The organism is Sulfuriferula multivorans (assembly GCF_003851125.1).
Classification (GTDB): Bacteria; Pseudomonadota; Gammaproteobacteria; order Burkholderiales; family Sulfuriferulaceae; genus Sulfuriferula; species Sulfuriferula multivorans.
The window spans coordinates 196,264-216,149 of record NZ_BGOW01000003.1; the positions used below are offsets into that span (position 1 = coordinate 196,264).

Annotated in this window: 20 protein-coding genes; 12 read left to right on the plus strand and 8 right to left on the minus strand. The window is 57.9% G+C overall.

Annotated elements, in window-relative coordinates:
• The first annotated feature begins 2 nt into the window (after window positions 1-2).
• Genes EI185_RS03565 through EI185_RS03580 form a run of 4 tightly spaced genes read left to right on the plus strand, consistent with a single transcriptional unit; the run spans window position 3 to window position 4,194 of the window.
• Complete coding sequence (locus EI185_RS03565) at window positions 3-662, plus strand: formate hydrogenlyase (protein WP_124703744.1); 660 nt, start codon at window positions 3-5, stop codon at window positions 660-662.
• Window position 663: 1 nt separating this feature from the next.
• Complete coding sequence (locus EI185_RS03570; protein ID WP_124703745.1) at window positions 664-2,112, plus strand: hydrogenase 4 subunit F; 1,449 nt, start codon at window positions 664-666, stop codon at window positions 2,110-2,112.
• 9 nt (window positions 2,113-2,121) lie between these two features.
• Entirely contained in the window at window positions 2,122-3,663 is a 1,542-nt protein-coding gene (locus tag EI185_RS03575) for a hydrogenase large subunit (RefSeq protein ID WP_124703746.1), read from the plus strand.
• Window positions 3,664-3,669: 6 nt separating this feature from the next.
• Window positions 3,670-4,194 (plus strand): NADH-quinone oxidoreductase subunit B family protein, encoded by a 525-nt coding sequence (locus EI185_RS03580; protein WP_124703747.1) that lies wholly within the window; start codon window positions 3,670-3,672, stop codon window positions 4,192-4,194.
• 65 nt (window positions 4,195-4,259) lie between these two features.
• On the opposite strand, the gene EI185_RS03585 is transcribed toward EI185_RS03580, so the two are convergent.
• Both EI185_RS03585 and EI185_RS03590 read right to left on the minus strand, forming a co-directional pair.
• The gene (locus tag EI185_RS03585; RefSeq protein ID WP_124703748.1) at window positions 4,260-4,820 is read right to left on the minus strand and encodes a gamma carbonic anhydrase family protein; all 561 of its coding nucleotides are present in this window, start codon (window positions 4,818-4,820) and stop codon (window positions 4,260-4,262) included.
• The gene (locus EI185_RS03590; protein ID WP_124703749.1) at window positions 4,817-6,601 is read right to left on the minus strand and encodes a SulP family inorganic anion transporter; all 1,785 of its coding nucleotides are present in this window, start codon (window positions 6,599-6,601) and stop codon (window positions 4,817-4,819) included. Before EI185_RS03590 ends, EI185_RS03585 begins: the two co-directional genes overlap by 4 nt.
• Before the next feature lie 164 nt (window positions 6,602-6,765).
• Here EI185_RS03590 and EI185_RS03595 point away from each other — a divergent pair, with 164 nt between their 5' ends.
• The 4 genes from EI185_RS03595 to EI185_RS03610 all read left to right on the plus strand — a co-directional run bounded on the left by EI185_RS03595 (window position 6,766) and on the right by EI185_RS03610 (window position 11,176).
• On the plus strand, window positions 6,766-8,019 hold the full coding sequence (locus EI185_RS03595) for an RsmB/NOP family class I SAM-dependent RNA methyltransferase (RefSeq protein WP_124703750.1): 1,254 nt from the start codon (window positions 6,766-6,768) through the stop codon (window positions 8,017-8,019).
• A gap of 1 nt (window position 8,020) precedes the next feature.
• Entirely contained in the window at window positions 8,021-8,578 is a 558-nt protein-coding gene (locus EI185_RS03600; protein ID WP_223247645.1) for a phospholipase D family nuclease, read from the plus strand.
• Window positions 8,575-9,864, plus strand: a complete 1,290-nt coding sequence (locus tag EI185_RS03605; protein WP_124703752.1) for a mechanosensitive ion channel family protein — start codon at window positions 8,575-8,577, stop codon at window positions 9,862-9,864. The genes EI185_RS03600 and EI185_RS03605 overlap by 4 nt, the downstream gene beginning before the upstream one ends.
• Window positions 9,865-9,988: 124 nt before the next feature.
• Window positions 9,989-11,176, plus strand: coding sequence for a DesA family fatty acid desaturase (locus EI185_RS03610; RefSeq protein ID WP_124703753.1), 1,188 nt, complete (start codon window positions 9,989-9,991; stop codon window positions 11,174-11,176).
• A gap of 152 nt (window positions 11,177-11,328) precedes the next feature.
• On the opposite strand, the gene rpmG is transcribed toward EI185_RS03610, so the two are convergent.
• The 3 genes from rpmG to radC are packed head-to-tail and all read right to left on the minus strand — an operon-like array spanning window position 11,329 to window position 12,477.
• A complete protein-coding gene (gene rpmG / locus EI185_RS03615) occupies window positions 11,329-11,496 on the minus strand; it encodes a 50S ribosomal protein L33 (protein ID WP_087445827.1) in 168 nt (55 codons plus the stop codon).
• 10 nt (window positions 11,497-11,506) lie between these two features.
• On the minus strand, window positions 11,507-11,743 hold the full coding sequence (gene rpmB / locus EI185_RS03620) for a 50S ribosomal protein L28 (RefSeq protein WP_124703754.1): 237 nt from the start codon (window positions 11,741-11,743) through the stop codon (window positions 11,507-11,509).
• Window positions 11,744-11,802: 59 nt separating this feature from the next.
• Window positions 11,803-12,477, minus strand: a complete 675-nt coding sequence (gene radC, locus EI185_RS03625) for a RadC family protein (protein WP_124703755.1) — start codon at window positions 12,475-12,477, stop codon at window positions 11,803-11,805.
• Window positions 12,478-12,543: 66 nt separating this feature from the next.
• Between radC and coaBC the strand changes: the two genes are divergently transcribed.
• The 3 genes from coaBC to EI185_RS03640 all read left to right on the plus strand — a co-directional run bounded on the left by coaBC (window position 12,544) and on the right by EI185_RS03640 (window position 15,807).
• Window positions 12,544-13,761 (plus strand): bifunctional phosphopantothenoylcysteine decarboxylase/phosphopantothenate--cysteine ligase CoaBC, encoded by a 1,218-nt coding sequence (gene coaBC, locus EI185_RS03630; protein WP_124703756.1) that lies wholly within the window; start codon window positions 12,544-12,546, stop codon window positions 13,759-13,761.
• Window positions 13,745-14,197, plus strand: coding sequence for a dUTP diphosphatase (gene dut / locus EI185_RS03635; protein WP_124703757.1), 453 nt, complete (start codon window positions 13,745-13,747; stop codon window positions 14,195-14,197). The genes coaBC and dut overlap by 17 nt, the downstream gene beginning before the upstream one ends.
• Window positions 14,198-14,367: 170 nt before the next feature.
• A complete protein-coding gene (locus tag EI185_RS03640) occupies window positions 14,368-15,807 on the plus strand; it encodes a sensor domain-containing diguanylate cyclase (RefSeq protein WP_189836264.1) in 1,440 nt (479 codons plus the stop codon).
• A gap of 2 nt (window positions 15,808-15,809) precedes the next feature.
• On the opposite strand, the gene lnt is transcribed toward EI185_RS03640, so the two are convergent.
• Genes lnt through EI185_RS03655 form a run of 3 tightly spaced genes read right to left on the minus strand, consistent with a single transcriptional unit; the run spans window position 15,810 to window position 19,067 of the window.
• Window positions 15,810-17,297 carry an apolipoprotein N-acyltransferase gene (lnt, locus tag EI185_RS03645; protein WP_306308268.1) on the minus strand — a complete coding sequence of 496 codons (1,488 nt, stop codon included), beginning with the start codon at window positions 17,295-17,297 and terminating at the stop codon, window positions 15,810-15,812.
• A gap of 1 nt (window position 17,298) precedes the next feature.
• Window positions 17,299-18,372, minus strand: a complete 1,074-nt coding sequence (gene nadA, locus EI185_RS03650) for a quinolinate synthase NadA (RefSeq protein WP_442267871.1) — start codon at window positions 18,370-18,372, stop codon at window positions 17,299-17,301.
• Window positions 18,373-18,380: 8 nt separating this feature from the next.
• On the minus strand, window positions 18,381-19,067 hold the full coding sequence (locus EI185_RS03655) for an NUDIX hydrolase (protein WP_223247646.1): 687 nt from the start codon (window positions 19,065-19,067) through the stop codon (window positions 18,381-18,383).
• A 66-nt stretch (window positions 19,068-19,133) separates the two neighbouring features.
• Here EI185_RS03655 and hda point away from each other — a divergent pair, with 66 nt between their 5' ends.
• Window positions 19,134-19,841, plus strand: a complete 708-nt coding sequence (gene hda, locus EI185_RS03660) for a DnaA regulatory inactivator Hda (protein ID WP_223247647.1) — start codon at window positions 19,134-19,136, stop codon at window positions 19,839-19,841.
• The last annotated feature ends 45 nt before the right edge of the window (window positions 19,842-19,886 follow it).

Genomic DNA, 19,886 nt, shown 5'->3' on the forward strand with positions numbered 1-19,886 from the left:
CGATGGCTACATTTACCGGACAACTGATTAATTTTCTGGCGGCACTGCTGCTGTTGATCGCCTTCGCCATGCTGTCGCAGCGGCGTATTCTTTCCCTGATCCACTTGTTCGCCTGGCAGGGGTTCATACTGGCGCTGAGTACCACGGTAGTGGCGTACTCTACCCACCAGCCGCATTTGTATTATTCGGCCTTTTTAACCCTGGTACTGAAGGCGTTCCTGCTACCCTGGATACTGCACCGGTTGATTATCCGCCTCAATATCAAGTGGGACGTGGAAACCATGATCAACGTCCCGACGACCATGCTGGTCGGCATCGCCCTGGTGATCTTCGCCTTCAACCTGGCGGCGCCCATTTCGCAACTGGCCGACACCATTACCCGCAGCACCCTGGGCATCGCCATGGCCAGCGTACTGTTGTCGTTCCTGATGATGATTACCCGGCACAAGGCCGTGGCTCAGGTGGTCGGCTTCCTGGCGATGGAAAACGGGCTGTTCTTTGCCGCCACCAGTGCCACTTACGGCATGCCGATGGTGGTCGAGCTGGGCATCGCGCTTGACGTGCTGGTGGGAACCTTCATTTTCGGCATTTTCTTCTTCCAGATCCGGGAAACTTTCGACAGTCTGGATATTAAAAATCTGGAAAAACTGAAAGAGGATTGAGGTGGAAATTCTTTGGCTATTGGGAGTTCCTCTGTGCGGCGGGATATTGCTGGCCCTGTTCGGCCACAAGCACTGGGCGCATGAACTCAATACGCTGATGAGTCTGGCCACCTTCATTGCCGCTGTCGTTCTCACCGTCCGCATCGTCAACGGCGGGCCAATGACGGCGTTCAGCGAACAGTTCTTCATCGACTCGTTCAACGTTTTCCTGGTTGCACTGACTGCCTTCGTGGGATTCACCACTGCGCTGTTTTCGCGCGCATACATGCGCATCGAACAGCACCACGGCAAGCTGTCGGCGAACATGCTGCGCCTCTACCACAGCATGTACCAGCTGTTCACCTTTACCATGCTGCTGGCGCTGACCACCAACAACATGGGCATCCTGTGGGTGGCGATGGAAGCGGCCACCCTCACCACCGTGCTGCTGGTCAGCCTGTACCGCACCCCGGCCAGCCTGGAAGCGGCGTGGAAATACTTCATCCTGTGCGGCGTGGGTATCGCGCAGGCGCTGTTCGGCACCATCCTGCTGTATTTCGCGGCGGAAAAACTACTCGGCGCCGGCGGCAACGCGCTGCTGTGGACCCACCTCAACGAGGTGAAAGGCCATCTGGAACCTACCGTGCTGTCGCTGGCATTTGTCTTTCTGCTGGTGGGCTACGGCACCAAAGTCGGGCTGGCGCCGCTGCACAACTGGCTGCCGGATGCCCATGCCGAAGGTCCGACGCCGGTGTCCGCAGTGCTTTCCGGTTTGCTGCTCAACGTCGCGCTGTACGCGGTGGTGCGCAGCAAGGTGCTGGTGGATGGGGCGCTCGGATCGCACCTGGCCGGCAACCTGATGATGGGGTTCGGCCTGTTCAGCGTGGTGGTTGCGGCGTTTTTCCTGTCGCGGCAAAAAGACGTCAAGCGCATGTTCGCCTATTCCTCGATCGAGCACATGGGCCTGATGACCTTCGCGTTCGGCATGGGTGGCGCGGTCGCCACTTTCGCCGCGTTGCTGCACATGACGGTGCACTCGCTCACCAAGTCCGCCATCTTCTTTACAGTGGGGCATGCGGCACAGAAAATGGGTTCGCAGCTGATCGAAAACATCCGCGGCCTGATCGATACCAATCCCACCATCGGCTGGGGCTTGATGCTGGGCAGCCTGGCCATCCTCGGCATGCCGCCGTTCGGCGTATTCGCCAGTGAATTCCTGATTATTACCACTGCCATGCATGAGCATCCCTGGGCCACGCCGTTCCTGCTGGTCGCGCTGGGGGTCGCCTTCGCGGCCATTTTCACCCGGGTGCAGGAAATGGTGTTCGGTGAAACGACGGGCCAGCGTTTGCCGCATCCGCCCGCGCTGATTCCGGTATTTGTGCATCTTGCCCTGGTGTTGCTGCTCGGGCTGTATATCCCGCCGTATCTTGCCGACTGGTACCGCCAGGCAGCGCGGTTGATTGGTTGAAGGAGCCACATGCGTATCGAAGATTTTGACCTTGCATTGTCTCCGCTTCCCGGTGCGGCACCGGTGTGGCACGGCGATGTGGATGCCGCAGCATGGCGTCAGGTCTGCCAGCAGGTGCATGACAAGGGCGGGCGTCTGGTCGCGCTGTGGGGAAGCGATCGACGCGAACTGCGGCGTGGCTTTGTCGTGCACGCGGCGTTGGTCATCCGTTCCGGGCTGGTGTGGCTGACGCTGTCCGCCGACCATGAAGCGTATCCTGGCATTGACGATATTTTCCCGGTGGCGAGCCGCATGCAGCGCGCGCTCGGCGACTTGCTCGGCATTTATCCGCACAACCCGCAGGATGCGCGTCCGTGGCTGCGGCACAGCGCCTGGCCAGCAGACCAGTATCCGTTGCGCAAGGATTTCGACGGCAGCACCGTGCACCCTGCCACAGCGCAGGATTACCCGTTTGTCACTGTGGAAGGCGACGGCGTGCACGAGATTGCAGTCGGGCCGGTGCACGCCGGGACGATTGAGCCCGGCCATTTCCGCTTTTCGGTGATAGGCGAAAAAATCCTGCGCCTGGAACCGCGCCTGGGCTACACCCACAAGGGCGTAGAAAAGCTGTTTGAGGCGATGACGCTGGAGAGCGGGGCGCGGCTCGCGGGGCGGATCAGTGGCGATTCCACCGTCGCCTACGCATGGGCCTACGCGATGGCGGCGGAAAGCGCGGTGGATAGGACGCCGCCCGAGCGGGCGCTGTGGCTGCGTGCCCTGCTGCTGGAACGCGAGCGGCTGGCCAACCACCTGGGAGACCTGGGCGCACTGGGCAACGATGCCGGTCTGGCCTTTGGCCTGGCACAGTTCTCCTGTCTCAAGGAAGACCTGCTGCGCAGCAACGCGGCGCTGTTCGGACACCGCTACCTGATGGACAGCATTGTTCCCGGTGGCGTGATAAGCGATCTGGATGAAAGCGGTGGCGCTCGACTGATGGCCGAGCTCGACGTGCTCGATCAGGCCGTCAGCCGTTTGCACAACATCTACGACGACCACGCGGGGCTGCAGGATCGCTTTATCGGGGCCGGCCGGGTTGCCCCGGAACTGGCCGTCGGCCTAGGGCTGTGCGGACTGGCGGGGCGTGCGAGCGCACAGGCCTGGGATCTGCGTGCGCAGTTTCCGGCGGTGCCTTATGACAGGCTGGATGTGCAGATGGCGACACACCGCAACGGCGATGTCGCGGCGCGGGTGACGGTTCGCTTTGACGAGGTGAACGAGGCAATACGCCTTTGCCGTCTGATTCTGAAGGGGTTGCCGAGCGGCGCGATTTTCACGGCGCTGCCAAAAGCCCCCGACAACGCGATTGGCGTGGGCTGGGTGGAAGGCTGGCGCGGCGAGGTCTTTGTCGCGCTCGAAACAGGAGCAGACAATCGCATCCGCCGCCTGCATCCGCATGACCCGTCGTGGCAGAACTGGCCGCTGATCGAGCACGCGGTGATGGGCAATATCGTTCCGGATTTTCCGCTCATCAATAAATCGTTCAACTTGAGTTATAGCGGGCACGATTTATGAGGAATCATGCACAAGATCATTAGACAGATATTACGGTCGGGCATAAAAACCGAGACGCCGCCGGAGAGTAACGACGCATTGCGCTGCACTGCCCAGCGCTTGCAGGATGAAATCCTCAGGCGCTTTGGCGGCGCGCTGGCGATTCGTCACGTGGATGCCGGTTCGTGCAACGGTTGCGAACTCGAAATCCACGCTCTCAGCAACCCGTATTACAACCTGGAAGGGCTCGGCATTCATTTTGTCGCCAGCCCGCGGCATGCAGACATGCTGCTCGTTACCGGCCCGGTTTCGCGGCATATGGAAACGGCCCTGCAGCGCACCTATGCAGCCATGCCGGAGCCGAAACTGGTGGTGGCAATCGGTGATTGCGGCTGTACCGGGGGGGTATTCGGAGAAAGTTATGCGAGTTGCGGGCGCGTGTCCAACGTGATCCCGGTGGATATTGCCGTCCCAGGTTGTCCGCCCAGCCCTTCTGCGCTCATGCAAGGCATCCTGACGGGGATCAGCAACGCGCAGGGGCTAGCCAAGTAGACTGACAAGGAATACAGCCAACCAGACTATCTGCGTGTCGATTCGCAGACCGTAACCGGGGCTGATCAGAATTCGTTCTGCAGCTTTTTGTAACCCTTCACCAGGTTGATGTTGGTCTGCGCCACATCTTCGGAAAAGTCTTCTTCGCGGAACCCGACCTGTTCGATTTTGCTGAGATCAGAATCGGCATGGATGTTGGTGGTGGAGGGGATGTGGAAACCGTCGGGCAGTTCGCAGCCTTCCACTACTGAATTGTGGCGCACTACGCAGCGCTTGCCCACTACACAGTTGAACAACACCGAGTTGAAGCCGATGAAGACGTTGTCGCCGACCACGCATGGGCCATGCACGATGGAACGGTGGGCGATGGAGGTGTGTTCGCCGATCTGCACCCGCGCGCCGGATTTGGAGTGGATCACGACGCCGTCCTGGATGTTGGAATTGGCGCCGATGGAGATCGGTTCCATATTGCCGCTGTCATCCACCTCGTCGGCACGAATGACTACATAGGGGCCGATAAATACATTTTCGCCGATGTGCACCTTGCCGCAAATAATCGCGGTGGGGTCGACAAACGCGGATTCGTGAATGACGGGAAGATCACCGCTGGGATTTTTGCGGATCATGTGCGTGGCTCTCCATTGGGTAGCGCAATATTACATTGCGTGAAAATGCGTGCAGTACAGGCGCGACAGATTTCCGGGTCGAGCTTGGAATAGATCGCGTCGATCGGGCGCGATTTGGTGGGGAAAATATGGTCTTCGCCGATGTCGTTCAAATAATGACCTTTTACCAGTAGATCGCGCACTCCATTTTGCATCCGGTAGAAATACAGTCCGCCCCCAATTTTGTTGCGGCGCTTGGCTTCTTGCGCCAGCATTTCTGCGCCGGCCACGTCTACGAAATTCATGCCGCCGGCAGCAATCAATGCGTGTTTCTGCTGTGGGTTAATCTCGTCAATCCGTTGCAAGGCCTGCTGCACGTGGTTAACCGCGCCAAAGAAAATCGAGCCTTGCAGGCGGATCATTTTGAGTTGCGGGCATTCTGGGCGGCTATCCGCAGCGACAAAATGGTAGCTGTCCGGTTCCGGATCTGGCATCACATCCACCAGCGCCGGACGTGAGGTGCGGTACAGATAGAGCATCAGCGACAACATGATGCCGAAGAAAATGCCTTTTTCCAGATCAATCAGCGTACCGATGATCGTCACCGCCAGCACCGCCGTTTCCTGTTTGCTGGTATGGAAAATGGAATGGATATGGTGGAAGTCAATCAGCGCCCATGCCACCAGGAACAGAATACCGGCCATCGCCGCCGTCGGCAGGTAGGCGGCGAGTGATGCCACCAGCATCAGGATCAGGATCAGGAACAGTGCAGAATACACCGCAGCCAACGGGGTTCTTGCGCCTGCAGCATAGTTCACGCCGCTGCGATTGAACGAGCCACTGGAAGCATAGCTGGAAAAGAAACTGCCGAAAATGTTGGATAAGCCCTGGCCGATGAATTCCTGATTTCCGTCAATGCGTTGCTCGGATTTCACCGCGATGGCGCGCGAGATCGATACCGCTTCAGTCAGCGCCAGCATGGTCACAATCAGCGCCGGGAAAATCACCTGGCTGATGGCTGTGGGCGAAAAATCCGGCAGAGTGAACGGTGGCAGGTGGGCAGCCAGCGCGCCGACAGTTTTGATGTGGGTGGCTTCGGCACCGCCTGCCAGGTTGTTGATGATGATAGCGGCCACGCTACCCACCACCATGGCAATAATCATGTACAGCTTGGGCATCAGTTTGCGCGCCACGATGCCGGTGAGCAGGGTGATGACACCCACAGCGGTGACGTAAGGATTGATTTTGTCCAGTTGCAGAAACACCTGATGCAGAATCTCGTGGAAAGGCAAGCCCCGGGCCATGTTGAGCCCAAGGAAGTGCTTGATCTGGCTGGCTGCGATCAGCACCGCTGCACCCGCGGTAAAGCCGATCACCACGGTGTGCGAAATGAAGTTGACCAATGCGCCCATGCGCGCCAGGCCCATGATGAGCTGGAAGATTCCGGTGAGGAAGGTAAGGGTAAGTACCAGGCTGATGAACTGTGCCGATCCGGGTTCGGCCAAAGGACTGATCGAGGCAAACACGGCTATCGAAATGGCAGTGGTCGGACCCGACACCAGGTGCCAGCTGGACCCGAACAGCGCGGCAATTACCGCAGGGACCATTGCCGCATACAAACCATACTCTGGTGGTAGGCCGGCAATGGTGGCAAACGCCACGCCTTGCGGCAGCACGATCATTGCCCCGGTCAGGCCCGCTGTCAGGTCTGTCTTGGTAGTATTGCGGTTGACTATCGGCCACCAGCGCAGAAATGGGAAAACTTTATACAGCCACAGATTGCAGGCGAGCAGGTCTTTCAAGGTGCACCTCAGAGTCGTAAGTCGCTTTAAAAAGAGCGAGGCAGGGATAAACAGCGGAATTATCTGATATTTAACCCCTTGCGGCAAACTGCGTGTCTCGCTTGGCGTGGTCGACGCCAGCCGTTTCCGCTAAACTGCAGGGCAATGTCGAACCCGTAAAACCCATGTCTTATCCCCATCTCCCTCTTGAACAAGCCATTACCGCACTACGTGCGGTGTTGCCTCTGGATGCGCCAGCTGACGCGGTATTGAGCCGTTATTTTCGCGAAAACCCGATGCTGGGCAACAAGGATCGCGCCTTTATCGCGGAACTGGTGTTTGGCGTGCTGCGCCGCAAGCGCTCGCTGGAGACTGCGACTGGCAAAGGCACGCCCCGGCAGTTGGCGCTGGCCTGGCTGGTGCGCGTGCAGGGCATGAACATGCGCCAGCTGGAGCCGCATCTGCGCGGTCCGGAGCTGGACATGGTGCCGCAGATCAAGGCGCTGGACCTGGCGACGCAACCGCTGGCGGTGCAATGGGATATGCCGGATTGGCTGGCGGAGCGCTTGTTGGCAGTCTATGGCGAAGCGGCGGCGACGCGCCTGGCCCAGGCGCTGTTGCGACCGGCACCGCTGGATTTGCGCGTCAACACGCTGCTTGCAAAGCGCGACGAAATGATTGACGTGCTCAACGCGGCCGGCATCACTGCAACCGCCACGCCATACTCCCCGATCGGCATCCGGCTGGCCGACAAGCCGGTACTGGCCAAATACAAACCGTTTCTGGAAGGAAAATTCGAGATCCAGGATGAAGGCAGCCAGCTGCTGGGCTATCTGGTTGCTCCGCGCCGTGGCGAGATGGTGGTGGATTTTTGTGCCGGGGCGGGGGGAAAAACGCTGCTGCTGGGCGCGCTGATGCATTCCTCGGGGAGATTGTATGCGTTCGACGTGTCGGAAAAGCGCCTGGCCAAGCTCAAACCGCGGCTCAAGCGTTCCGGTTTGTCCAACCTCACGCCGCAACTGATTACCAGTGAAAACGACACCCGCATCAAGCGCCTGGCCGGCAAGATTGACCGCGTGCTGGTGGATGCACCGTGCAGCGGCATGGGTACGCTGCGCCGCAACCCCGATCTGAAATGGCGTCAGTCGCCGGATAGCGTAGCCGAGCTGTCTGCCAAGCAGGCAGCAATTTTGGCTGCTGCTTCGCGCCTGGTGAAATCGGGCGGGCGGCTGGTGTATGCCACCTGCAGTTTGCTGCCGGAAGAAAACGAACAGGTGGTCGAAGCGTTTATTGCGGCCAATCCGCGGTTTGTGCTGAAAAATGCAGCGGAAATTCTGCAGCAGCAACACATAGCGCTCGACACCGGCGACTATTTGCGGCTTAACCCGGCAGAGCACGGCACCGATGGCTTTTTTGCAGCGGTACTGGAAGCGAGCTGACATGTGTAAAGCCATCGTCTGGCTAGCGCTATGGTCATGCAGCCATGCCAGTTGGGCGTTTCAGGATAATCGCACGCCGCCTGTGCTGCCTGCAGTGGGCACGGTGCAGGTAGCGTTTACGCCGGGCGACGACGCGTCGGCGCTGGTGATTGCCGCGATACGTGATGCGCGTCGGCAGATTCGGATCCAGGCGTTCAGTTTTACCCATCGCGCCATTGCCGATGCGCTGATTGCGGCGCATCGGCGCGGTGTGGACGTGGCGCTGATCGCCGATAGCGAGCAAACCGATAGAATTTCCACCAGTGTGGTGAGGCATATGGCTGCGGCCGGTGTGCCGGTTTATCTGGATGCCGGGCATGCCAGTGCCCACAACAAGATCATGATTATCGACGCGAATAGCGCGCCGGTGGTCATTACCGGCAGTTATAATTTTACCCATGCGGCGCAGTACCGCAACGCAGAAAACCTGCTCATATTGCGCGGAAACCCGGCGCTGGCACAGGCTTATGCCGTTAATTGGCGTTACCACCGCGAACACGCAACAGCGTTAAATCCATGACCCGACCCGCACCGCTCGAAAACCTGTTATTCCAGCTGCTCAACGAAACCCACCGCAACGAACTGGGTTGGCAGTTCGCTGTTCTCGCCGCATGTGGTTTGCTGGGCTGGGGCGCGATGCGCTGGATTTTCCCGCGGCTGACGCACGCCCACGGATCTTGGCGCCTCGGTCTGGAAGGGTTGAAACGGATTGGTTCGCCGCTGCTTATGCTGGTGCTGATACTGATCGGGCGAGAGATTCTTGAGACATGGCAGCCGGTGCATGTGTTGAATATTGCCGTGCCGCTGCTGGGGGCCTTGGTATTGGTGCGCACCCTGGTGTATATGCTGCGCTATGCATTGCGCAGCAACGAAGCCATCAAGACCTGGGAGCGCTTGATCGCCTGGCTTATCTGGATTGGACTGGCGCTGCATATCACCGGCCTGCTGCCGCGCATCCTGCATGGGCTGGATAGCGTTTCCTTTGACGCAGGTGCCCACCATTTCTCGCTGCTGCTGCTGCTTGAGGCGATTATTCTCATTGTGCTCGCGGTGGTTGGCGCACTGTGGCTGGCGCAGTTCGTCGAGACTCGTCTGATGCGCGTGAGCCGTCTGGACCTCAATCTGCGCCTGGCGTTGATCAAGGCGACCCGTACCCTGCTGATTATTACTGGCGTGTTGATTGCATTGCCGGTGGTGGGCATTGATATCACCGTGCTGTCGGTGTTTGGCGGGGCTCTGGGTGTAGGACTCGGTCTGGGTCTGCAGAAAATCGCCAGTAACTATGTATCCGGGTTCATCATTCTGCTGGATCGCTCGATTCGCCCGGGCGACATGCTCACGGTGGGCACGGGTTATGGAGAGGTGAGCCAGATCAACACGCGCTATACCTTGCTCAAAGCGCTGGATGGCACTGAAATCCTGATCCCCAATGAAACGCTGATTATCTCAACCATAGTCAACCATTCGCTCAGCAAGCGCGATATTCGCATGGCGATCCCCATCCAGATCAGCTATGAGAGCCCGCTGGAGCGGGCAATAGAAATATTGACAGCGGCGGCGGCAAATCATCCCCGCGTGCTGCAAGGGGATAGCAAGGAGGCCCCCAGGGTTCTGATAAAAAACTTTGGCGAGAGTGGCATTGATCTGGAGCTGGGTATATGGATTTCTGACCCGGAAGGAGGGCAGGCCAATCTGCGTTCCGAGCTGTATATGGAAATATGGAAGAATTTCCGGGCTGGCGGGATTGAAATCCCGTATCCGCGCCGCGACATTAACATCATTAAGCACGAGAAACAAAAGGCCTAATGTGATAGGAGTATTTCTGTTATATTACGCAGTGGATGATATATATCAGGATAAGATTACCTTGACTTGAATTTATGTCTTCCTCGCTGCGGCACGCAGTCATTCATTTGAGGTAAGTGAAACTATGGATTTATTAGCAAACGGTCTGGTGGGGCATCTCCCTTGGTGGTGTTATGTTTTGGTCGCCTTGGCGCTGACCCATGTCACCATCGCCGGCGTCACGATCTATCTGCACCGCCATCAGGCGCATCGCGCCCTGGAGCTGCACCCTATTGTCAGTCACTTTTTCCGTTTCTGGCTGTGGTTGAGTACTGGCATGGTCACCAAGCAATGGGCTGCAATTCACCGCAAACACCACGCCAAGTGTGAAACCCCTGAAGATCCCCACAGTCCGCAAGTGCTCGGCCTGAAAAAAGTGTTTTTTGAAGGCGCCGAACTCTATCGCGCCGAATCGAAAAATCAGGAAACAATGGACAAATACGGGTCCGGCACACCCGACGACTGGCTAGAACACAATGTCTATTCGCGTTACAGCGGCAAAGGCATCGTACTGATGCTGTTGATTAACCTGGCGTTGTTCGGCCCAATCGGGTTGACCATCTGGGCGGTGCAAATGGCCTGGATCCCGGTAACTGCCGCCGGCATTATCAACGGCATTGGACACTTCTGGGGCTATCGCAACTTCACTTGTGAAGACGCCAGCACCAACATTCTGCCCTGGGGCATCCTGATTGGCGGCGAGGAGTTGCACAACAATCACCATGCCTACGGCAGCTCGGCCAAACTGTCCAACAAATGGTATGAGTTTGACATCGGCTGGATGTATATCCGCATCATGGAAATTTTTGGTTTGGCCAAAGTCAAGAAGGTTGCACCTCGTGTGCGCATGACCAAAGGCAAGGCAGTCTGCGACCTGGATACGCTGCAGGCCATCATCACCCATCGCTACGATGTATTGACGCGGTTTACCCGTTCAGTAAAAACCGTGTACGCGGATGAGGTGCTCAAACTCAAAGCTTCACTGCCGCAACTTAATGACGGCAGCATGGCGAAGAAGGTCAAGCATTGGCTGCATCTTGATGCAGCGGATATGCGCGAGCAGGATAAGGCGAGCCTGTCGGAAGTATTGAACCAGAGCAAGGAGCTGGCCACGGTATATGCCATGCGTCAGGATCTGGCAGCACTGTGGGCGCGTTCCAGCGCCACCAAGGAACAGCTCCTGGCCCAATTGCAGGACTGGTGCCATCGTGCCGAGTCCAGTGGTATTGAGTCGTTGCAAAAGTTCTCGCGTAAACTGCGCTGCTACGCCTGAGCAGCTTATTCACTCCAGTATTCCTGCCCCAACAAAAAGCCCGCCATAGTATTATGGCGGGCTTTTTGTTGGGGCTTTGTTCCTGAGTAAGTGCGCGCACAGACCATAAAAAACCCGCTACCAGAGCGGGTTTTTTATGGAGCAGGCTGGTTTTATTTCAGCTTGATTTCCTTGTACAGCACATGCTTGCGTGCCTTGGGGTCGAATTTCATGAATTCGAGCTTTTCCGGCGTGGTGCGCTTGTTCTTGCTGGTGGTGTAAAAATGTCCGGTCCCTGCGGTGGACTCGAGTTTGATTTTTTCGCGGATTTTGCTGGCCATGTTTTACTCCTTAAACCTTCTCGCCTTTGGCGCGCATTTCTTCGAGCACGACTTCAATGCCCTTTTTGTCGATAGTACGCAGCGCAGCGGTCGAAACGCGCAGGCGTACAAAACGGTTTTCTTCTTCAAGCCAGAAGCGGCGTGACTGCAAATTGGGCAGAAAACGACGCTTGGTCTTGTTGTTGGCGTGGGAAACGTTGTTTCCCGACATCGGCGCCTTGCCGGTAACCTGACATACACGGGCCATAATGACCTCCCTACGGAATTCGGAAAAACGCGATTTATACCACATTTAGATCGTCAACGTCAAAGCAATCCGCGTTCTGCAAATGATACAGCGCTGCCGCTGCCCACTACAAAGTGGTCAATAACCCTTACATCCACCAGTGCCAGCGCGGCTTTGAGCGCTTGGGTCAGGCTCTCGTCGGCCCGGCTGGGTTCGGCAACGCCGGAAGGATGGTTATGTGCCAGGATCAACGCGGCAGCGTTGTGTGCCAATGCGCGCTTGACCACTTCGCGTGGATATACGCTGGTTTGAGTGAGAGTGCCTCGAAACAGCTCTTCGACGGCAAGCACGCGGTTTTGCGTATCCAGAAACACCACGCAAAAAACTTCGTAGGATTTGCCCGCCAGAGCTAGCCGCAGGTAATCGCGCACCGCGCCAGGAGAGGCGAGCGCATCGGTTTGACGCATGGATTCACCCAGTGCGCGCCTTGCCATTTCCAATACCGCCTGCAGTTGAGCATATTTGGCGTCACCCAGGCCGTGGACGGCACAGAATTCGCCACGGCTGGCCGCAAACAGGCGGGTCAGACTACCGAACTGATGCACCAGGTCGCGCGCCATGTCCACCGCGCTTTTGCCCGACACGCCGGTGCGCAGGAAAATGGCCAGCAATTCGGCATCGCTTAGCGCCTGCGCGCCGCGCTGCAAGAGTTTTTCCCGGGGCCGGTCATCCTCCGGCCAGTCGCGAATCGCCATTCATCCCCCTAATCCCGTAAAATGTGCTTATTGTTCAAACCATCAGCGCATAGGCGCAAAGCTATCATGCCGGATTTGCAACACAAACGCATTCTGTTGGGCATCACCGGCGGTGTGGCCGCGTATAAAGCAGCCGAATTGACGCGCCTGCTGGTCAAGGCGGGCGCAGACGTGCGCGTGGTAATGAGCACCGCTGCCACGCAGTTTGTAACCCCGCTAACCTTCCAGGCGCTGTCCGGCAAGCCGGTACTCACCCAATTGTGGGAAACGGGCGTGGATAACGGCATGGCGCACATCGAATTCACGCGGGCAGTAGACGCCGTGCTGATTGCCCCGGCCAGTGCCGATTTTATCGCCAAGCTGGTACATGGTCTGGCAGATGACCTGCTGTCAACGCTGTGCCTGGCGCGCGCTTGCCCACTCCTGGTGGCGCCCGCGATGAACCGGCAAATGTGGGAAAACCCGGCAACTCAGCGGAATATTCATCAGTTGCAAGCGGATGGCGTCACCTTGCTGGGGCCAACTGCAGGCGAACAGGCGTGTGGAGAAACCGGTCCGGGACGGATGCTGGAGCCGGCTGAATTGCTGGCAGGGCTCAGCGCGTATTTCCAGCCCAAGCTGCTGGCCGGCCTGCGCGTGCTGGTGAGTGCAGGGCCCACGCTGGAAATGATCGATCCTGTGCGAGCGCTCACCAACCTTAGCTCCGGCAAAATGGGCTATGCGGTCGCACGCGCAGCGTATGAAGCCGGGGCTACAGTGACGCTGGTAAGTGGTCCCACATGCCGGGAAGCGCCGCTGGGCGTCACCCGCCTGTCGGTAACCAGCACCGAAGAAATGGGGCAGGCATTGATGAACACGGCAGGTCTTGCGGATATTTTTATTAGCGTGGCCGCGGTGGCGGATTACCGCCCGGCCATCTGCGCGACCCAGAAAATAAAAAAAAGCGAGCAAACTCTTACGCTCGATTTAATACCCAATGACGATATTCTGCTGCAGATCGCGAACCGTGCGGACGCCCCATTTTGCGTCGGTTTTGCAGCTGAAACCGAAAATCTGCCGGAAAATGGCGAAGCCAAACGCCACCGCAAAAACTTGCCTCTTTTAGTCGTCAACCGCGCCCAGGATGCGCTCGGCAGCGACGACAACGAATTGTTGCTGCTGGACGATGAGGGTAAGCATTTGCTGCCACATGCCGACAAACTGACGCTGGCACGCCAACTCATCGCCCATATAGCCCGTCTGTATTTACACAAAACCAAGGGAAGCCATGCCACACCAAATTGATGTCAAGATTCTCGACACACGACTAAACAATGACTTACCCGGCTATGCAACGCCCGGTGCCGCCGGCATAGATCTGCGCGCCTGTATCGATGCGGCACTGGAACTGGCCCCAGGCCAAACCGAGTTGGTCCCAACTGGTATGGCAATCCATATTGGTCGAGCAGACATGGCTGCGATGATCCTGCCGCGTTCCGGTCTGGGCCATAAACATGGCATCGTACTCGGCAATCTGGTAGGGCTCATTGACTCGGATTACCAGGGACAACTGTTTGTTTCCATGTGGAATCGTGGTCATCAGCCTTTTATTGTCAACCCGCTGGAACGGATCGCCCAACTGGTGATGGTGCCGGTGGTGCAAGTTGCATTTAATATTGTGGAAGAGTTTTCTGCATCCGAACGCGGAGCGGGAGGTTTTGGTAGTACCGGACGGCACTAAGGCGACGAGCTGATTCTCACGTTGAGGGGCGTGGGAATATATTGATCATCGGCAACCAAAACGCCAGGCACGTTAATTGCTGTTAAGTTCCAGAACAAATTAACAGCTGGCCGCTAATGCAGGCCAATAACAAGTTGGCATTAACCCGGATGGATAGCAGACCCCTTACTATGAAACCCTCTTTAGCGCGATTCAGCATTGCGCTTTTTGCTGCGCTCGAGATAACCCTGATATTGACGATGCTGTCAGTGTATTGGGTTTCGAGCCCGGCACGTCACGCAGAATCCGCGCAGGCAGAAGGCTTGGTGATTGCCCAGCAGATTGAGGGCTTGGCCAAGGATGTTCACCAGGCTGCGAAACTGATTGCCAGACATCCGCAGACCGTAGCCTGTTTAAAGAGCGGTGCAGAGGATCTTTGCCGAAATCAAGCGGCCAATCTTTATGCCCTCCACCCAGGTGCACAAATCTTTTTGGTGCCAGAACCGGGAGTGGTAAGCCAGACCGGAGATGCGTTGGTGTTGCCGGAAGCCTACACGCGTTTTGTGGCGGGCCCGGAAGCGCAACCTGCCACCGCCGCCAGCATGAGCCTGACAGTCTCCGAGCCGGTGCTAGAAGGCACGACGCTGTTGGGCCACGTCATCCTGACTCAGGATGCGCCACATCTGCAAGACCTGTTCGATAACTTGCCATTGCCTGGAGGTTATCTGGAATTGCGCCAGTACACCCATCCAGACACCTATACCGTTGTGCGGCGGCGTGGTGACGAGAGCCTCAAGAACGGGCCAGCGATGCGGGAAATTACCCTGGCCGGAACGCCGTGGAAGCTCGAGTTATGGAAAGCCAGTCCTCAGCCTCTGGTCGAACTCCTGACTTACTTTACCGTATGGCTGGTATTGTCCGTGCTGCTGACAGCCATGGTGTGGCTGGTGTACCTGCGTTTACGTAACTGGGTCAGCGAAGATCTCAACACTATTGTCAATCTGATGACAGATATCCGCAGGCAACGAGTGCGTTCTGCATACCAGGTCAATCTGATCGAATTTGAGAAACCGCTGGCGATGCTGGTCAAACTGGCACAGCTCACCGTGGGCAAGCAAAAAGAGACGGAATCCCAAGCCAGCCTGGATCACCTGTCGCAGGTATATAACCGGCGCAGCTTCGAAACCCGTCAAAGCGAGCTATTCAAAACCCTGTCGCAAGGCCAGGTACATAGCCTATTGATTATCGACATCGACAACTTTAAATATGTAAACGATACCTACGGCCACGATGCGGGGGATCAACTTATCGTCCAGTTTGGCAAGGTGCTCAAGCTACATCTGCGCGCCAGTGATTTCGTGGCGCGCCTGGGCGGAGATGAGTTCTGCGTGATTTTTCCGAATACGCCCCTGCCCCGTGCGATAGAGCTGGCGGAACGTCTGCGCGGCAATTTGCCTGCCGTACTGGAACTGACTCCGGGTGTATTGCACCGCCTTAACTGGAGTGGCGGCATGAGTGAATACAGCCCCAAAGATTCCGCGGAAAACCAGGCGCTTATCCGCGCGGACGGCGCTCTGCTGGAAGCCAAGCGCGGCGGACGCAACACCACGCGGATCAAGCCAGTCGCGTAGGCTTACCGTTGCGCAGCTTTGCGCCACATTATTATCCCCGCCGCTCCCAGCATCAAAGCGCATAGCAGCAACGCGGCATGATTACCCCAATCCACAAATGGCGTTGCGCCCTGATACCCCTGAGCTGAACCATTCAGCGTAGCGCGGGTGAACAGCGGCAGCTCCTGCAACACTCGTCCCCGTGTATCAATGATGGCCGTCGCGCCGGTATTGGTGGCGCGCAGCATGTAGCGCCCGGTTTCCAGTGCGCGCATCTGGGAACTCTGCATATGTTGCCATGGCGCCACCGAATCGCCGAACCATGCATCATTGCTGACGTTCACCAGCAACGTGGCGCGCGGCAGTTGGTGGATGATTTCTTCGCCGAACACGTCCTCGTAACAGATATTCATGGCCACGTGCTGGCCCGCCACCGGCATCGGTACCTGATAGGCATCGCCGCGTGCGAAATCAGAAAGCGGGATATGCAGCACATTGATAATCCATCCGAATAGCCATTTCATCGGGATGTATTCGCCGAATGGCACCAAATGAAATTTACGGTAAGTGTGCGTGGATGCGGTACCAAAGCTCAGCACGCTGTTGAAGTAGCGGCCATCCGGGAATTGTTCCGGCATTCCTACCAGCACGTCGCCACCATGGGCGCGCGCAGTTTCTGCCAAATCATTCAGATAGCTGGCCGGTACCTGGTCGTAAAATACCGGAATGGCGGTTTCCGGCAGGATGATAAGCCGGCCCGGACTGGCAGCCACCATTTCGCGGTAATCACGCAGTGTGCTGACCACCTTTTCCGGTTGCCATTTCATATCCTGGGCAATATTGCCCTGCAACAGACTCACTGCGACTGGCGCACCAACAGGCTGTGTCCAGTGAATCTGACCCAAACCCCAACCCGCCAGCCACAGCGCTGCGGCCATCAGCACATAGCGCAAGCGCCCCAGCGCCAATACCGCTGCGCTGAGCGCCAGTATCAGCGATACGCCATACACACCCAGCAACGGGGCGAAACCCGTCAGCGGGCTGGCCGGTACTTGCGAATAACCGATGGCGAGCCAGGGAAAACCGGTAAAAATCCAGCCGCGCACCCATTCCCCGACTACCCATAGTGCGGGTACAGCCAATAGCCAGCGCGCAACGCCGGCATTGCGCAAACCGTGCTGCAAGCCGCCTACAGCGGCGGGAAACAAGGCCAGAAACGCACAGAACAGGGTCGTCGCCAGCACTGCCAGCGGCATTGACATGCCCCCGTAGGTATGCAGGCTGATGTATATCCAGGACACGCCGCTGCCGAAATAGCCCAGTCCGAATAAAAATCCGCTGAGCGTTGCCTGACGCGCGCTATGTTGGTGTCGCCATAGCCAGATCAGTCCGGCCAAGCTGAACAGGGGAATGACAAACGCATAAAACGGCGCAAAGCCGAATACGCTGACCGCACCCAGCAGCGGCGCGGCGATGAAATGCCAGCGCGGAACACGCAGAGGATGTGCCAAATCAAGCCGCCCCGCGCATCCGAGGCGCAATCTGCTGCTCCGCGGCAAAATCCAGCATACGCTGGATAGAGCGCACGGCACGGCTGCGAACCGGCTCGGTAATATGGATTTCGTTATCCCCGGATTCCAGCACCTGTGCCAGTTTTTGCAGTCCGTTCATCGCCATCCATGGGCAATGTGCGCAACTGATACAGGTCGCGCCTGTTCCCGCAGTTGGAGCTTCGAGGAAGATTTTGCCGGATGCAACCGCCTGCATTTTGTGAAAAATGCCATTATCGGTGGCAACGATAAAGGTCTGGTTGGGCAGGGTTTGCGCAGCGTGGATCAACTGCGTCGTGGAGCCCACCACATCGGCCAGCGCAATCACTGCGGCGGGCGACTCCGGGTGTACCAGCACCGCGGCGTCCGGGTGAGCAAGCTTCATTTTTTGCAGCGCTTCGGCCTTGAATGCCTCGTGCACGACACACGCACCCTGCCACAACAGCATGTCGGCGCCGGTGGTTTTTTGCACATAATCACCGAGATATTTGTCCGGCGCCCACAGGATTTTTTTACCCTGTTTATGCAAATGCTCGACGATCTTGACCGCCGTGCCTGAGGTCACCACCCAGTCGGCGCGTGCTTTTACCGCAGCCGAAGTGTTGGCATACACCACCACGACACGTTCCGGGTGCTGATCGCAGAATGCAGAAAACTCATCGGCAGGGCAGGCCAGATCGAGCGAACAGTTGGCTTGCAGATCCGGCATCAACACACGCTTCTCCGGGTTAAGGATTTTCGCGGTTTCGCCCATGAATTTGACCCCCGCGACAATCAGCGTGCGGGCGGCATGGGCGTGACCGAAACGCGCCATTTCCAGCGAATCCGAAACACAGCCGCCGGTCTCTTCAGCCAGATCCTGTATGTCTGCAGACGTATAGTAATGCGCCACCAGCACCGCGTTTTGCTGCAGCATCAGCTGCTTGATGCGCGCGATGAGTGTTGCGCGCACGCTGTCGGTAAGCTGCTCTTCCACCATCGGAGGCGCAATGATATTGGGCGCTTTGGGCATCTGGATCAGGGGCATGATCTTCATGGTCGGCCTCACTTGATATAAAGCACCGCGCCGGGGTGCTGCACGCGGTAGAGTTTTGCCGGGCGGTGGTTACCGACCCGGCGGCTGGTGCCGGTTTCGCCGATTAAATCAAGCGCCAGGATGTGCTTGCGGAAATTGCGCTTGTCCAGCGCCTCGCCGCGTATGGTTTCGTAGACTTTTTGCAATTCGCCCAGAGTAAACTCCTCTTGCATGAATCCAAATGCCACAGTGGAATAATCCAGCTTGGCGCGCAGCCTTTGCTGGGCCAGCGCGATCACCTCGCGATGGTCGAAAGCCAGTTCCGGCAGTGCATCCATCGCAAACCAGGCGACTTCCGCCGCATCCGATCCCGCCACCGGCGAGAGAATTTCGCTGGGCGCCAGCGCGTAATAGGTCACGCTGATGATGCGCTCGCGCGGGTCGCGGTCGGGTTTGCCGAAGGTGTAGAGCTGCTCCAGATATACGCCCGTCACCCCGGTTTCTTCGGCCAGTTCACGCAGGGCGCAGTCTTCCAGGCACTCGTCCATCTCGACAAAGCCGCCCGGCAGCGCCCAGCAGCCCTGGAAAGGCGCGGCACGACGCCGGATCAACAATACCGCCAGGCGCTCTTCACGAATCGTGAACAGCGCGATGTCGGTGGTGACCGCCGGGTGTGGATAGTCATAGCAAAACGGTTTCATTGGATGATTGGCCATGGTGTACAAAATACACCGACAAGATAGTGTTGCACAGACACTATGTCAAGCAGATTTTGCACGGCCATGCCAGAACCCCGCGCGATGCCTGTTAAAATGCGGCGCATGAAACAATTGCTGCTCGACATCGTTGCCCCACCCGCCCCCAGCCTCGGCAATTTTGTCATGGGCTGCAATGCGGAATTGCTGCATGCCGTAAGCGAGCAGGCGGCGGGGCAGGGCAATGAGCGCCAACTCTATCTCTGGGGCGCACCCGGCAGCGGCAGGACGCACCTGTTGCAGGCGGCAGTGGCTACCGCAGTAACATGCGGGCTGGAGGCGAACTACCTCCCTGCGTCAGCGTTTGCCGATGCGGCAGATACCCCGGCCGATTTCCTGGCGGTGGATGATGTCGACACCCTCGACGCCAACGCCCAGATCGACCTGTTCAACCGTATCAATGCGGTGCGCGAAGGCCATGGGCGAATCCTGGTCGCGGGCAACGCTGCGCCCGCTCAACTTGAGTTACGCATCGACCTGACTACGCGTCTGGGCTGGGGACTGGTGTATCAGGTGCAGGCGCTGACCGATGCGGAAAAAGTCCAGGCGTTGACCACCCACGCAGCCGGGCGCGGTTTCGACCTGCAACCCGGCGTAGCGGACTACCTGCTGCGCCACTGGCGGCGCGACCTCCCGTCATTACTGGCGGCGCTGGATACGCTCGACCACTATTCACTGGCAACCAAACGGCCGATTACGGTGCCGCTGTTGCGGGAAGTTTTGCGCGCTGAATAAAAAGGTATTCGGTAGCCGGTATTGAAAACGCCCCGATAGAAACCG

Bases quoted from the DNA above. Each gene is read 5' to 3' on its own strand.
- EI185_RS03565 (WP_124703744.1), top strand. From the start codon at position 3: ATGGCTACATTTACCGGACAACTGATTAATTTTCTGGCGGCACTGCTG.
- EI185_RS03575 (WP_124703746.1), top strand. From the start codon at position 2,122: ATGCGTATCGAAGATTTTGACCTTGCATTGTCTCCGCTTCCCGGTGCG.
- EI185_RS03580 (WP_124703747.1), top strand. From the start codon at position 3,670: ATGCACAAGATCATTAGACAGATATTACGGTCGGGCATAAAAACCGAG.
- EI185_RS03585 (WP_124703748.1), bottom strand. From the start codon at position 4,820: ATGATCCGCAAAAATCCCAGCGGTGATCTTCCCGTCATTCACGAATCC.
- EI185_RS03595 (WP_124703750.1), top strand. From the start codon at position 6,766: ATGTCTTATCCCCATCTCCCTCTTGAACAAGCCATTACCGCACTACGT.
- EI185_RS03600 (WP_223247645.1), top strand. From the start codon at position 8,021: ATGTGTAAAGCCATCGTCTGGCTAGCGCTATGGTCATGCAGCCATGCC.
- EI185_RS03605 (WP_124703752.1), top strand. From the start codon at position 8,575: ATGACCCGACCCGCACCGCTCGAAAACCTGTTATTCCAGCTGCTCAAC.
- EI185_RS03610 (WP_124703753.1), top strand. From the start codon at position 9,989: ATGGATTTATTAGCAAACGGTCTGGTGGGGCATCTCCCTTGGTGGTGT.
- rpmG (WP_087445827.1), bottom strand. From the start codon at position 11,496: ATGGCCAGCAAAATCCGCGAAAAAATCAAACTCGAGTCCACCGCAGGG.
- rpmB (WP_124703754.1), bottom strand. From the start codon at position 11,743: ATGGCCCGTGTATGTCAGGTTACCGGCAAGGCGCCGATGTCGGGAAAC.
- radC (WP_124703755.1), bottom strand. From the start codon at position 12,477: ATGGCGATTCGCGACTGGCCGGAGGATGACCGGCCCCGGGAAAAACTC.
- coaBC (WP_124703756.1), top strand. From the start codon at position 12,544: ATGCCGGATTTGCAACACAAACGCATTCTGTTGGGCATCACCGGCGGT.
- dut (WP_124703757.1), top strand. From the start codon at position 13,745: ATGCCACACCAAATTGATGTCAAGATTCTCGACACACGACTAAACAAT.
- EI185_RS03640 (WP_189836264.1), top strand. From the start codon at position 14,368: ATGAAACCCTCTTTAGCGCGATTCAGCATTGCGCTTTTTGCTGCGCTC.
- nadA (WP_442267871.1), bottom strand. From the start codon at position 18,372: ATGAAGATCATGCCCCTGATCCAGATGCCCAAAGCGCCCAATATCATT.
- EI185_RS03655 (WP_223247646.1), bottom strand. From the start codon at position 19,067: ATGGCCAATCATCCAATGAAACCGTTTTGCTATGACTATCCACACCCG.
- hda (WP_223247647.1), top strand. From the start codon at position 19,134: ATGCCAGAACCCCGCGCGATGCCTGTTAAAATGCGGCGCATGAAACAA.